This is a genomic window from Methanomassiliicoccales archaeon (assembly GCA_013415695.1).
Lineage (GTDB): Archaea > Thermoplasmatota > Thermoplasmata > Methanomassiliicoccales > JAAEEP01 > JAAEEP01.
The window spans coordinates 33,286-45,344 of record JAAEEP010000003.1 but is presented as its reverse complement, the minus strand read 5'-3'; the positions used below and the strand labels follow the sequence as shown (position 1 = coordinate 45,344).

Here is a 12,059-nt window from a genome sequence, read left to right as displayed (position 1 = left end):
AGGAGAATGGAAGATTATCTGGAACTAGCTCTAGATCTTGCCCTGAATGCTGGTTGTAAATATGCAGAGGCGAGATACCAGACCGATTACTACGAGACAAACCTTCTCAAGAACGGTATCCCAGAGGTTTCATCATTCAGCACTAAGAAGGGGATAGGGATGAGAGTCCTGATAGACGGAGGACTGGGCTTCGCCGCGACAAATCAGCTCAACAAGCGGGAAATCCGCTCCTTGGTTAAAAGAGTCGTTTCCTCGACCAAGCGGGCCTCTAAGCTAAGAAGAGGCCCAATAGAAATGGCCGAGACTCCGGCCAGTCAGGGAAAGGTAGAGGTAAAGACTAGAATTGCATTCGATAGCGTATCTCTAGAGGGTCGGATCGATCTGCTGAAGGAGACGGATGCTGAAGCACTCGATGCCGCCGATCAATCCAATGTCAAGCTTCCAGGGAGATTCCTGTCATTGGACACTCATATGACAGAGAAACTGGTTATCACCTCCGATGGGGGAAGGGTCTATAGCAGGATACCCAGGGTTGAGCTCTTTATGTTACTCACAGCTCTTTCAACGGAAAAGGGATCTGTCCAGAGATTTCTATCACTGGGCAGCTCATCCGGCTGGGAAGGGGTTGAGCGATGGGACCTTCCAAGCGTGTCAAGAAAGGAGGTCACAACTCTTGGCAAGGTACTGAACCAGGCAACTGGAATCAGATCAGGAGAATACGATCTGATACTTGGGCCAGAGGTGGTCGGTATCGTGTCCCATGAATCTAGTGGACATCCTGGAGAAGCGGATAGGGTGCTGGGAAGGGAGGCCGCCCAAGCTGGGGAGACATATCTCGATGAAGATTCGATAGGGAGGAAGGTGGGTTCTGAAGTGGTTAATGTGGTAGAAGATCCCACCATTCCAAAGTCCTTTGGCTATTATCTATTCGATGATGAATGTATCAAAGCCCGGAAACGATACCTCATAAAGGAGGGGAGAATCCACGAGTTTCTGCATAATCGGGAGACCGCAAGGGTCTTCGGAGTCGAGAGCAACGGCTCCTCAAGATCAGTTTCATTCGACAGGGAACCTATCGTCAGAATGTCAAATACCTTTGTAGAGAAAGGTGATCACCAACTTGAGGAATTGATAGAGGATGTCAAGGACGGTTTGTTCATCAAGAACTTCATGGAATGGAACATCGACGATAGAAGATTCAATCAGCGTTACGTTGGATTGGAGAGCTATCGCATCGAGAAAGGGGAGATCAAAGGCTTGGTAAAGAACCCTGTCATAGAGATCACCACCACGGGGCTCTGGTCCTCCATTGATGCTGTAGGTAAAGAGGTGGAATACTTTTCCGGCGATTGCGGCAAGGGCGATCCGATGCAGGCGATGCCGGTCTGGATGGGCGGCCCACCTGTCAGGCTTCGAAATGTCAGATTGGGGGGTTCTTCGTGAAGTCCGAGGAGATTTGCAGCCTCGTGCTCCAAGAGTGCAAGGCAGAGGGCGCAACCGATACGGTGGTCACCGTCATGGAGCTTGAGGAAGTAATGATAAGATTCTCCAACAACCAGATAACGGTCACGAAGAACTTGAACGAGACCACTGCTGATATCTTCACCTTCGTGAAGGAAAGGAAGGCTGGCACGGATCTCGCAGACCTCTCAAAGAGGTCTTTGAAAGCAACCGCAAGAAGGTTGGTAGCTGAAGCAAAATCAAGTCCACCTGGCGATGTCTACGCTCCCCTACCGCAAGGGCCATTCACTTATTCTAGGGCTCTTCTCAATCAACCAAGCATTGATCTTAATCCGAACATGATTGTTGGTCACGTGGAAGCGGCTGTAGAGGCAGGTTTGAAAGAAGGGGCAAAGAGAATAGCTGGTTCATTGATCGCTAGGAACATCAGAATCACACTTCAGACCAGCGGTGAAGCCTTTGGTGTTGCCCTCAAATCAAGCATTGAACTCTCTTTGAGGGCCTTTGGAGAGGGACAATCTTCGGGTCATGCCGTCTCTGTTTCTGGAACCGAGAGGGAGTTTAATGCCGAGGCTGCTGGACGCGAGGCAGGCATGCTTTCGAGATCATCAGCCTCCCCTCAGGACGGAGTTCCGGGGGAATGCGACGCCGTCCTAGGACCTCTGGTCTTCGCTGATCTTATCAATCAGGTCGGAAGAGCCTCATCTGCCTTCTTCGTGGACGCTGGACTATCATTTTTAACTAACAAAGTGGGAGAGAAGGTGTCTTCCAGACACCTGTCGGTGGAAGATGATGGTACCCAGGCAGGAACCTATGGTTCATTCCCCTTCGATCTAGAAGGGCTTCCCGTCCGAAAGACTCCCATAATCGAAAAAGGAGAACTCAAGGGGTATCTCCACAACAGCACTACGGCCAAGAAGATGGAAACCGAGACAACAGCCAATGCTGGCCTGATCAATCCTCATCCCTTCAATCTGATTGTGGAAAGCGGCAAAGGAACTACTGAAGAACTTATCTCTAAAGTAGACAGCGGTATCTATGTCACGAACGATTGGTATCTAAGGTACCAGAACTGGACAAATGGAGATTTCTCCATGATACCCAGGGATGCGATGTTCGTCATCAAGGATGGAGAACTAGGCGGTCCCATAAAAGAATTGAGGATCAGCGACAACATACCAAGAATGCTCCAATCCGTGGAAGAACTCAGCGGAGACAGAAAGTGGATCAAATGGTGGGAGGTAGATACTCCAACTCTAACACCGGCCGCTCTGATCAAAGATACCAAGTTCACCAAGTCGACGATGTGATATGGCGATCAACCCAGGCTACCGCTTCTAAATCCTTCTAAATCCAGGGTGATGAAGCGAAATCCTAGCTCTCGAAATCGAATAGCTATCGCATTGGCGTTGTTGAGTATGATCTCAAATTGGTCTGGAAGGACTTCAATTCTGGCAAGGTCCTCATGGTCTCTCACCCTGAGCTGTTGGACCCCCAGAGAGCGAAGGAATGACTCAGCATCATCGATCCTCTGCAGTTTTTCTAGGGTGATCATCTGTCCCCTTGGGATTCGGGTGGCCAGGCAAGTGTTCTCTGGTCTTTCAACATTTTCCATGTTCAGCCTGCGAGCCATCTCCCTTACATCGGTCTTGGAGATTCGAATTTCGGCCAAGGGGCTCCTGACACCCAGTTCTTCGAGAGCTCTCAAGCCTGGCCTGTCCTCTCCAAGGTCATCGAGATTCGTCCCGTCTACAAGAATGTCCAAATTCTCTTTTCTCGCGGCCTCGAGAAGCCTTTCGAAAATCATTCTCTTGCAGAGGTAGCATCTTTCCTTGCTGTTTTCAACAAAGGCATCGTTTTCCATGACCTGGACAGATACTTTACGAAAAGGAACTTCCAGTGATTCTGCAATTCTCTCAGCTTCGGAACTCTCATGTTGGGAAACCAATTCCGAAACCGCCATTAAGGCCATCACTCTGATTTCCGGCAAATCGCTCGCCACTCTGAGAATCAGGGAACTGTCAATGCCCCCAGAGAAGGCAACCGCCAGGTTGTCCATAGAAGACAGTGTATTCCTCAGATGGCCGAGCTTGGTCTCCACTGTATCCACGACCCCTTATCCTCCAAGGGGTAAAAACCAGTTGCGATTGAGATCATACATGGCCGATCCTAGTGTATTCGGATATCTCTGAGTTGACGGTGCAGAGATCCCTCACATCGAGGGAGTGAACATCATTATTGCCGGTCAATCTGGTAAAAGCCTTGAGTTCATCGTTGCTTACTCTTAAGAAGTTTTCAAGTTTCTTTGAGGAGTACTCCACATTCAGCCTTTTCCTAAGCTCCGGGTCGTGAGCGGTCACCCCAACAGGACACTTACATGTATTACATGGCCTGTACTGTTGACACGCTTATGCCATCAGAGCCGAGGTCCCAATTTCAACCGCGTCCGCCCTCCCAGTTCGATTTTATTTGTTTATAAAGGCCTCATTGGAAAACGATTATTTGAGAAGTTGAGAACCCTTTCCAATGAAGTTGTTTTAAGAGATTAATCACTCTAGTTATAGATAACTGGAGGTTTCGCTGTCTTCAAAGCGAAGCAACAACGATCGGAACTCACTTTTCCTCTTTATCGTGCTCCTCCTTACGATGTTCTATCAGCATCTTCTTGGCTTCTTCCTCGGTGTCGGCAGTGAATTCCAACCCACACATTGGGCATTTCAAGGTGACCATTTGATCATTGAATAATCAGAGTAGGTCAAAGAAAAAGCTTCCTTTATATCGTCATCGATTCTTGCTCTTCTTCTCCTTCTCTGGAAGGGATGACACGAATGCGAAGGACTTGTTCTTCCATTCTCTGAATATTTCGACATCCCTAAGGAATGATTCTTCAAATGCTACATATTCCTTTATGGTCCTTCCCTCCCTTGGTATGAAAGGATGGACATCATCCCGCTCCTCAAGAATGGTTTCTCGATCATTCTGGGACAGCCTCATGAATATATGGTCACCATGCACACCCATGAACATGTTGTCGTTAACGAAGTAAGCTGGAGACCCGAACATCTTCCTGAGCTCACAATCGAGATCTTGGAGTTCCATTGAAAGTAGGTCAACCAACTCAGGGTTTGGCTTCTTCCAAGGCACCTTCCTTTCCTCCATTAGCCCTCCATCCTGCTTCGTACAAACTCCATAGGATCTTGAAGTGTCTGAGAGGCATTGATCTCATTGGCGGATATCAGGAGTGTTAATCGCTTTCCACTCTTGATGAAGGCAGCCGGTAATTCGAAATTGATCTTTGTATATGACTCCTTGAACTCATCTCGGTGCAGGAATACAACTTTGATCTCAAGACCATCTAATATTTCCTTCCATTCGTTTTTCATGCCCAGGTTTCCATAGGTCAATCCGCATACACGGCACTCGTAGGTAGCTGTGATGGTTAGCTTATGCAGATGATCCTTGACCGCATTGAGGGCTCCGAGGTTACCGTTGTAAACGAATAGGAGTGCCGCGTCCTTAATGTCGGTCTTAGCCACATACGAAATATTCGAGGACCTAGGAAATTAAAGTATTTCTTTGATGAATTTTTCTTTGATGAATTAGGCTTCTCCTCAGATAAATGGAAATATCCTGAGTAGCATTGGGCATTTTATGGACGTCCGGGACATCCTGGAACGATATTCGAAAGGCGAGATCAGCTCTAAGGAGGCCGAGAGGCTGTTGAAGCTGGATTTCCTAGAGAGAATTGGCGATCATACTCTGTTTGACCACTCCAGAAGTGCTCGAAGGGGCATACCCGAGATCATATTCGGAGAAAGCAAGGACCCAAATGTTCTGGCGGAGATAGTTGGAAAGCTTATGGAGAGCCGTGATCTGGTAATTATCTCTCGAACAACCCCTGAGCATTACAAGGCTATCAATGAGAAGATAGGTAAGAGAGATGGAGTAAAATGGGCTGAAAGAGCCCGTATGATCATTGTGGATCAGAGACGGGAGAAACCAAAGTCAGGCACGATAGGGATTATGGCTGCTGGAACCTCCGACATTACTGTGGCGGAAGAGGCGAGAGAGGTAGCAGAAGCTATGGGGTGCACTGTGATTGCAGCGTACGATGTTGGCATAGCTGCCCTCCATAGATTAATTGCACCGCTCAAGGAAATGATGGAATCGGGTTGCGAGGTGCTCGTCGTGGTGGCTGGAATGGAGGGGGCATTGGCCTCGGTGGTATCAAGCCTGGTTGATATACCCGTAATAGGGGTTCCTTGCAGTGTGGGGTATGGCAGGGGAGGTGGGGGGGAGGCAGCACTACTCTCAATGCTGCAGTCTTGCTCCCCTGGACTCGTGGTAGTGAACATAGATAATGGAGTCAACGCCGGGGCCACTGCTGCATTGATCAGCAAGAGGCGAGCTCTGCACGATTAATGATTGACTTACTCTGAATCCCGAAAATTGCATTTTCTAAAGGGATAACTTATTCCTAGTATGGTGGACTTATCCTTAGATGCTGGACTTTCAGGTTACGAGGTGTGGAAGTGAGGGTGCTTTCCAGATTCAAGGGCAATAACATAGAGATAAGACCAATGCGTGAGACCGATATTCCAGAATCTCGAAGAGTCGGTCAGGAAGCGTGGTCAGATCTGGTATCCAGGGACATCGGCAGGAAGATCCGCTATCCAATCCGACCTAGGAAGATAGTGGAGACATATATGTGGAAGGAACCCAAAGGTTGCCTGGTCGTATATGAGGATGATCATCTGGTAGGTTCCGCATTCTCCCATGTCTGGGGAAAGGTCGGTTGGGTAGGACCGATCGAGATACTTCCGGAAAGTCAGAACAGAGGCGTCGGTAGGAAGCTCCTTGATGCATGTGAGGAATACCTCAGAGGAAGAGAATGTCAGGTAATCGGTGTCGAGACCATGCCAAACATACCCAAGAATCTTCATTTCTACATCATGGGAGGATACGTACCAAGGCAGTTGACTCTCATCACTGAGAAGCCTGTCAGGGTCTCCGAGTCAAGACCGATCCCCCGAGCAACTAGAGAGCTAGAAGAGAAAGAGCTTGACACTCTCTTGCCAAGAATCGTTGATCTTTCAAAGCAGGTTAACCCACTTCTGGATTACTCCATTGAATTCAGGGCTTTGTTCAAGAAACGACTCGGTCAATGCATGATCATTGACCACGAGGGGGAGGTTGGAGGAGTGGCACTTCTTCACTCCTACAATCGATCGGGTGATACGAACTTCTGCTCGATCAAGCTAGTGCTTGTAGACGGCAATCTTCCTAATCCATGGGAGGCATTTGTCGATCTGATATTCGCCTGCGAGAATAAGGCTCTTGAGCTTGGGAGGAAGAGGATCTACTCCCGTTTCTCCGGTGATAATCCCAAGATGTACTCTGTCATGACCAATTGTGGATTCCGTTTGGCCAACTCAAATATTCGAGTGGTTAAGGACGGGGATTATATCGAGAAAACTGACTTTCATATATCCTCCTGGGCAGGATGACACTTTCAGTGCGGGTCCGATAAAAGTATTATACCCAATACACGGTTTGAAGTGTTGGATGGTTACAGGAGGCACCTCCGCTACCAAAGAATTCTTCAGCGCACCAGATACGGTGAGCACCTCTACACCCAAAGGTAGCCTGTGTGCTCTGTGTAAGGGATCTAAGAAGCTGTGTGGAAAGGAACGCTGTCCACTAATGATCAAGTTCTACTCAATATCTAAGACCAAGAGAATCTACGATGCCATGGACCTTTATGGAAGCAGCCCACCTGGCGTTTTCGTTGGAAGATATGGGTACCCCAATGTGGACATCGGGCCCCTTGTTCCACCAGAGTTGGGAGATACCTCAATAATGGACACTCCCGAGATGTGGGCGGGTAGGTCTATTGATGAGATAGTTGACTTCAGGTTCTCACTGGTAAGAGGTAAGCATAGGATCGATGTCAAGGAATTCCAGAAAGGGGGAAAGATAGTCGATTTCACTAGGGAGTTGGCACTGGCAGTAAACCCATTGGAGGTCGAAGCCAGTTTCCAGAAACGTCCTTCAGGGAGGATAGTGCTAGATGATGAGATTCAGCCCTTTGGTCCTTCTGCCAGGTTAAAAGAGCTGGATATAGGGAATCCAAAATACGATCACAAGATTGAAAGGGCGTTCTACGACACCGATCTGAGAGCTGCGGAAGCCGTGGGTGGTCTCTACCGAAATGGTGTATTAGTCTCCAAGCTGCAGAAAGCATTTAGCGTCGGAGCTTTCGGAGTTGAGAAGAATAGACGTTTTGTGCCTACGAGATGGAGTATCACAGCAGTTGATGACATCCTGGGAAAATCACTACTTCACCATACAAAGACCTTCCCTACAATAGATGAGTTCAGGGTCTATCAGTGGACTGAACTTGATAATCGATGGTCCATCTTACTCATGCCCACCTCATGGCGTTACGAGCTAATCGAGGCCTGGTATCCAAACACTGCTTGGAACCCGGCGGGTAGACAGATCGAGATCTTCAGCAGCCATGAGCACTTCAACGGCCGAAAGGACTATGCCGAGATTGGGGGATGCTACTATGCGGCAAGGCTTGCCATCAACGAGCTACTATCTCGGGAGAGAAGACAAGCTGGAGCTGTGATTTTCAGGGAGGCTCATCCTGGATACATCATGCCTGTTGGAGTATGGAATGTCCGTGAGAACGTTAGGAGGACACTGGAACAGGTTCCCACCAAATTTGACACACTTGATAAAGCCCTGGCACATGTCCAGATGATGATGGATATCCCTATGAATCGCTGGATAAAGAATAGTGCCATCCTCAAGGATGTCATGCAGCAGAGGAGGATTGAGGATTACCTTTGATTTGTCTTCCTTCAACAAAAGCCAGCCTCTTCGATCCAACGGCGTTTGCAGATATCTCGAGACGGGTTGCTCTAAGGCGCTTTCCCCCTCCCGTCTTCCGGGATTAGACTGGGCACTGAATCCATATATTGGATGCGAACATGGTTGCACCTATTGCTACGTCCCCTCGATCATGAACATGGACAGGAGGGAATGGGGGCAATTGGTGAAGATAAAGAGAAGAGTGCCCAATCTACTGGCGAAGGAGCTGAAACGAACAGAGGGGATCATAGGAGTGGGCACCGTAACAGATCCTTATCAACCCATAGAAAAGAAATTGGAGCTCACCAGAAAATGCCTTGATCTCATCTCGCATTCCCACTGCACTGTCAGTGTTCACACGAAATCAGATCTTATTGTGAGGGATGCGGACATACTTCGTGCGATTCCTGGAAGTGAGGTCGGCGTTACCATAACTACCATCGACCAGAGGATGGCAAAGTATTTCGAGCCAAATGCACCGTCACCAGAGAATCGACTTGGTGCAATGAGGGATCTGGTCAATTCGGAGGTTGATACATATGCCCTCATCGCCCCAATGATCCCCCTGGTCACTGACATTGATCTCGAGGCCTTGGTTGGGGCCATAGATCATGCCGGAGTAGGAAAGGTGATGATCGATCCCTTAAGGTTGAGGGATGGAATGCTGGACAATCTTATATCTATCCTGCAGCCCATAGAATACTTCAATTCAGGACTTTTCAAAGAGATGATCACATCCAAGTCGTACTTCCACGAGCTTGAGGATAGGATCATCCACATTTGTCAGGAATTTGGAATTGAATGTGTAAGCGCATTCTGATAGCGCTCAATAATTCCGCTGGGAGACAAGTTTGAAAAGCAGGTCTGCTAGATTAGAGATTCGGTTGCGATTCTGTACCTTGGCGGACCATTTGGAAGGTATGTCCTCGTATCCGTATTTTGCCCCAAGTATCCCTCCGGTCATTGCTCCAATCGAGTCTGTATCGCCACCTGCATTCACGGCCTCTATGATCCCCTCCTGAAAGGATGAAACCTGGGAGGCTATGAAAAGAGAGGCGTTCACCGTTTCCACAACGTAACCGCTCGTCCCTATCCGGGAAAGAGCTTTCTGGATGTTCATGCCGTCGTACTTTATCGTGTTTGACATGGCTTCGTAGAATTCGGCACTCGTATGTCCCACAAAATCCCTGATCCTAAGTAACATCTCCTTTCCCCTGATCCTTGATTCCCTGACAGAGAGAGATGTGGCATATGCAATTGCAATGGTTCCAGCGATTGCCCTGGAATCATTGTGTGTTATGAGAGATGATTCCTCAGCATCACGTTTCAACTTCTTCGGCTGAAAAAGATTGAGAAGACCAATAGGATAGGCCCTCATGGCACTCCCGCACCCAGCCGATCCAAGCCCACTTGCCCTCCAGTCCACTCCCTGAGAAAGACGTGTTGCTGCGTACATACATGTGAACCCTGCGCCGACAGCGTAGTCCTTCCACTCGGCGATCCTCTTAGCATAATCCCCCGGATAGAAGTCCCCACAATGGAGGATGCTCTCGGCAAGGGCAATGGTTAGTTGGGTGTCGTCTGTATAACTGCCAGCAGATAACCCCCTTCCAGGAATGAACTCCTTGATCTCACCATAAGTGCTCAGGATCTCTTCTCTCGACATACCTTCAACTGGCATCCCAAGGGCATCTCCTATTGCACAGCCTAAGAGGCATCCTACGAACCTGCTTCGCATATCTGCACAGCCAAATGGATAAATGTAATGAGATGTATGTCGAGGAATCCAAATTAATATATTCCCTCTCTGGTGGCAATGAGGCTGCTTTCCATGTATGGGTGACTCTTTTTTCTGGGCAATGTTTATATAGAAGGACTAAAATACCGGACGGAAGGAGGCTATTCCAAATGGCGTACGCAATGGGAGGTTCTCAGCCTATCATAGTCTTGAAGGAAGGAACTGAGAGATCGAAGAACAGGGAAGCACAGTCTAACAACATTGCCGCCGCGAAAGCCGTTGCTGATTCTGTACGATCCACTCTGGGTCCAAAGGGCATGGACAAGATGCTCGTGGACTCTGTAGGGGACGTAGTCATCACTAATGATGGTGTCACGATTCTCAAGGAGATTGACGTGCAGCATCCAGCGGCCAAGATGGTGGTAGAGGTCGCCAAGACCCAGGATACTGAATGCGGAGATGGAACCACAACCGCAGTAATTCTGGCCGGCGAGTTGCTCAAGAAGGCAGAAAGCCTGATTGAGTCGAATGTGCACCCCACAATAATTGCAAATGGTTACAAGATGGCCGCCACTGAGGCAGTGAAGATCCTTGAGGACATGGCGTTCGATGCTACTAAGAAGCAGAGCGAAATCCTCAAGAAGGTCGCCATTACTGCCATGACCGGTAAGAGTGTTGGTGGTCATAGCGAATACCTCGCTGACATGGCTGTCAAGTCCGTCATCTCCATAGCTGAGGAGAGAGACGGTAAGTACATAGTGGACGTCGACAACATCAAGGTCGAGAAGAAGATCGGCGCCTCCATAGCCGAAACAGAGGTCATCGAAGGCTTGGTCATTGACAAGGAGCGTGTTCACCCCAGGATGCCCAAGAAGATCGAAGGTGCAAAGATCGCTCTTCTGAAACCCGCTATGGAGATCAAGAAGACAGAGATCGATGCCAAGATTTCGATAAAGAACCCTGAGTCCATGGCGCGCTTCCTCGAGGAGGAGGAGTCCACCCTGAGGAAGATGGTCGAGACAGTTAAGGCCGTTGGTGCGAACGTGGTATTCTGCCAGAAGGGTATCGACGACCTGGTCCAGCACTACTTGGCCAAGGAGGGCATATATGCCATCCGCAGGATCAAGGCCTCGGACATGGAGAAACTGGCGAAGGCCACTGGAGCCAAACTTGTGGGTAGCATCGATGAGATCAGTGAGGATGACCTTGGTCACTCTGAGCTTGTAGAGCAGAAGAAGGTCGGTGAGGAAGGCATGACCTTTATCACCGGATGTGTGAACCCCAAGGCCGTCACGCTTCTGATAAGAGGTGGGACCGACCATGTCATCGACGAGGTCGACCGCGCAATGCACGATGCCCTGAGGGTAGTTGGCGTTACCCTTGAAGACGGAAAGGCCGTTACTGGTGGAGGCTCATCCGAGATCGAGCTCTCACTCAGATTGGCCAACTATGCCGCCAGTGTCGGTGGAAGGGAACAGCTGGCTATCGAGGCTTTCGCCGAGGCGATGGAAGCCATACCCTGGGCACTTGCCGAGAATGCTGGTCTGGACGCGATTGACGTTGTCATAAAGCTCAAGAGCGCCCACGAGCAGAAGAACAAGAAGGCCAAAGTCATGGGCGTTAACCTCGCCAACGGGGAGCCCATCAACATGCTGGATGAGAATGTCATCGAGCCTCTAAGATGCAAGACCCAGGCAGTGAAAGCCGCCGCAGAGGTCGCCAATATGATCCTTAGGATCGATGATGTTATCGCTTCCAAGTCGGCACCCCCAATGCCTCCGGGTGGCGGAGGAATGGGCGGAATGCCCGGTATGGGAATGGGCGGAATGCCCGGCATGATGTGAGCGTAAATGACGCTTGAAACACCTTAAACCCCCCTTTCTTCTTTATTTCATTCTAGCAATGAGCCAGATTACTCTATTCACATTTGATATTCTTCACGAAAGTTATAAAAGGAGAAATACGGAATGGATTGCACCCA

12 protein-coding genes and 1 pseudogene are annotated in these 12,059 nt (G+C 49.1%); 7 read left to right on the top strand and 6 right to left on the bottom strand.

Going from position 1 to position 12,059, the window contains the following annotated elements; genetic code table 11:
- Nucleotides 1-6 precede the first annotated feature (6 nt).
- Together GKC03_02015 and GKC03_02010 are read left to right on the top strand one after the other, a co-directional pair.
- Nucleotides 7-1,443, top strand: a complete 1,437-nt coding sequence (locus GKC03_02015) for a TldD/PmbA family protein (GenBank protein ID NYT11311.1) — start codon at nucleotides 7-9, stop codon at nucleotides 1,441-1,443.
- Nucleotides 1,440-2,771, top strand: a complete 1,332-nt coding sequence (locus tag GKC03_02010; GenBank protein ID NYT11310.1) for a TldD/PmbA family protein — start codon at nucleotides 1,440-1,442, stop codon at nucleotides 2,769-2,771. Before GKC03_02015 ends, GKC03_02010 begins: the two co-directional genes overlap by 4 nt.
- An 8-nt stretch (nucleotides 2,772-2,779) precedes the next feature.
- On the opposite strand, the gene larE is transcribed toward GKC03_02010, so the two are convergent.
- From larE to GKC03_01985, 5 genes and pseudogenes are all read right to left on the bottom strand, one after another.
- Nucleotides 2,780-3,571, bottom strand: a complete 792-nt coding sequence (gene larE / locus GKC03_02005) for an ATP-dependent sacrificial sulfur transferase LarE (GenBank protein NYT11309.1) — start codon at nucleotides 3,569-3,571, stop codon at nucleotides 2,780-2,782.
- Nucleotides 3,572-3,614: 43 nt separating this feature from the next.
- Nucleotides 3,615-3,878 (bottom strand): annotated as a pseudogene (locus GKC03_02000) (hypothetical protein).
- Nucleotides 3,879-4,074: 196 nt separating this feature from the next.
- Nucleotides 4,075-4,191, bottom strand: coding sequence for a DUF1059 domain-containing protein (locus GKC03_01995; GenBank protein ID NYT11308.1), 117 nt, complete (start codon nucleotides 4,189-4,191; stop codon nucleotides 4,075-4,077).
- Nucleotides 4,192-4,242: 51 nt separating this feature from the next.
- Nucleotides 4,243-4,620 (bottom strand): TfoX/Sxy family protein, encoded by a 378-nt coding sequence (locus tag GKC03_01990; protein NYT11307.1) that lies wholly within the window; start codon nucleotides 4,618-4,620, stop codon nucleotides 4,243-4,245.
- The gene (locus GKC03_01985; protein NYT11306.1) at nucleotides 4,620-4,997 is read right to left on the bottom strand and encodes a hypothetical protein; all 378 of its coding nucleotides are present in this window, start codon (nucleotides 4,995-4,997) and stop codon (nucleotides 4,620-4,622) included. Before GKC03_01985 ends, GKC03_01990 begins: the two co-directional genes overlap by 1 nt.
- 115 nt (nucleotides 4,998-5,112) lie before the next feature.
- Here GKC03_01985 and larB point away from each other — a divergent pair, with 115 nt between their 5' ends.
- The 4 genes from larB (at nucleotide 5,113) to GKC03_01965 (ending at nucleotide 9,160) form a co-directional block, all read left to right on the top strand.
- Complete coding sequence (larB, locus tag GKC03_01980) at nucleotides 5,113-5,883, top strand: nickel pincer cofactor biosynthesis protein LarB (protein ID NYT11305.1); 771 nt, start codon at nucleotides 5,113-5,115, stop codon at nucleotides 5,881-5,883.
- A gap of 110 nt (nucleotides 5,884-5,993) precedes the next feature.
- Nucleotides 5,994-6,968 (top strand): GNAT family N-acetyltransferase, encoded by a 975-nt coding sequence (locus GKC03_01975; GenBank protein NYT11304.1) that lies wholly within the window; start codon nucleotides 5,994-5,996, stop codon nucleotides 6,966-6,968.
- A 58-nt stretch (nucleotides 6,969-7,026) separates the two neighbouring features.
- A complete protein-coding gene (locus tag GKC03_01970; GenBank protein NYT11303.1) occupies nucleotides 7,027-8,319 on the top strand; it encodes a hypothetical protein in 1,293 nt (430 codons plus the stop codon).
- Nucleotides 8,303-9,160, top strand: coding sequence for a radical SAM protein (locus GKC03_01965; GenBank protein ID NYT11302.1), 858 nt, complete (start codon nucleotides 8,303-8,305; stop codon nucleotides 9,158-9,160). Before GKC03_01970 ends, GKC03_01965 begins: the two co-directional genes overlap by 17 nt.
- Before the next feature lie 6 nt (nucleotides 9,161-9,166).
- On the opposite strand, the gene GKC03_01960 is transcribed toward GKC03_01965, so the two are convergent.
- Nucleotides 9,167-10,078: a hypothetical protein gene (locus GKC03_01960; GenBank protein NYT11301.1), complete on the bottom strand. Its 912-nt coding sequence runs from the start codon at nucleotides 10,076-10,078 to the stop codon at nucleotides 9,167-9,169.
- A 170-nt stretch (nucleotides 10,079-10,248) separates the two neighbouring features.
- On the opposite strand from GKC03_01960, the gene GKC03_01955 reads away from it, so the two are divergent.
- Nucleotides 10,249-11,922: a thermosome subunit gene (locus GKC03_01955; protein ID NYT11300.1), complete on the top strand. Its 1,674-nt coding sequence runs from the start codon at nucleotides 10,249-10,251 to the stop codon at nucleotides 11,920-11,922.
- Nucleotides 11,923-12,059 lie beyond the last annotated feature (137 nt).

Excerpts from the sequence above, each read along its gene's own strand:
- GKC03_02015 (NYT11311.1), top strand. The coding sequence starts at position 7 with ATGGAAGATTATCTGGAACTAGCTCTAGATCTTGCCCTGAATGCTGGT.
- GKC03_01995 (NYT11308.1), bottom strand. The coding sequence starts at position 4,191 with ATGGTCACCTTGAAATGCCCAATGTGTGGGTTGGAATTCACTGCCGAC.
- GKC03_01990 (NYT11307.1), bottom strand. The coding sequence starts at position 4,620 with ATGGAGGAAAGGAAGGTGCCTTGGAAGAAGCCAAACCCTGAGTTGGTT.
- larB (NYT11305.1), top strand. The coding sequence starts at position 5,113 with ATGGACGTCCGGGACATCCTGGAACGATATTCGAAAGGCGAGATCAGC.
- GKC03_01970 (NYT11303.1), top strand. The coding sequence starts at position 7,027 with ATGGTTACAGGAGGCACCTCCGCTACCAAAGAATTCTTCAGCGCACCA.
- GKC03_01960 (NYT11301.1), bottom strand. The coding sequence starts at position 10,078 with ATGCGAAGCAGGTTCGTAGGATGCCTCTTAGGCTGTGCAATAGGAGAT.
- GKC03_01955 (NYT11300.1), top strand. The coding sequence starts at position 10,249 with ATGGCGTACGCAATGGGAGGTTCTCAGCCTATCATAGTCTTGAAGGAA.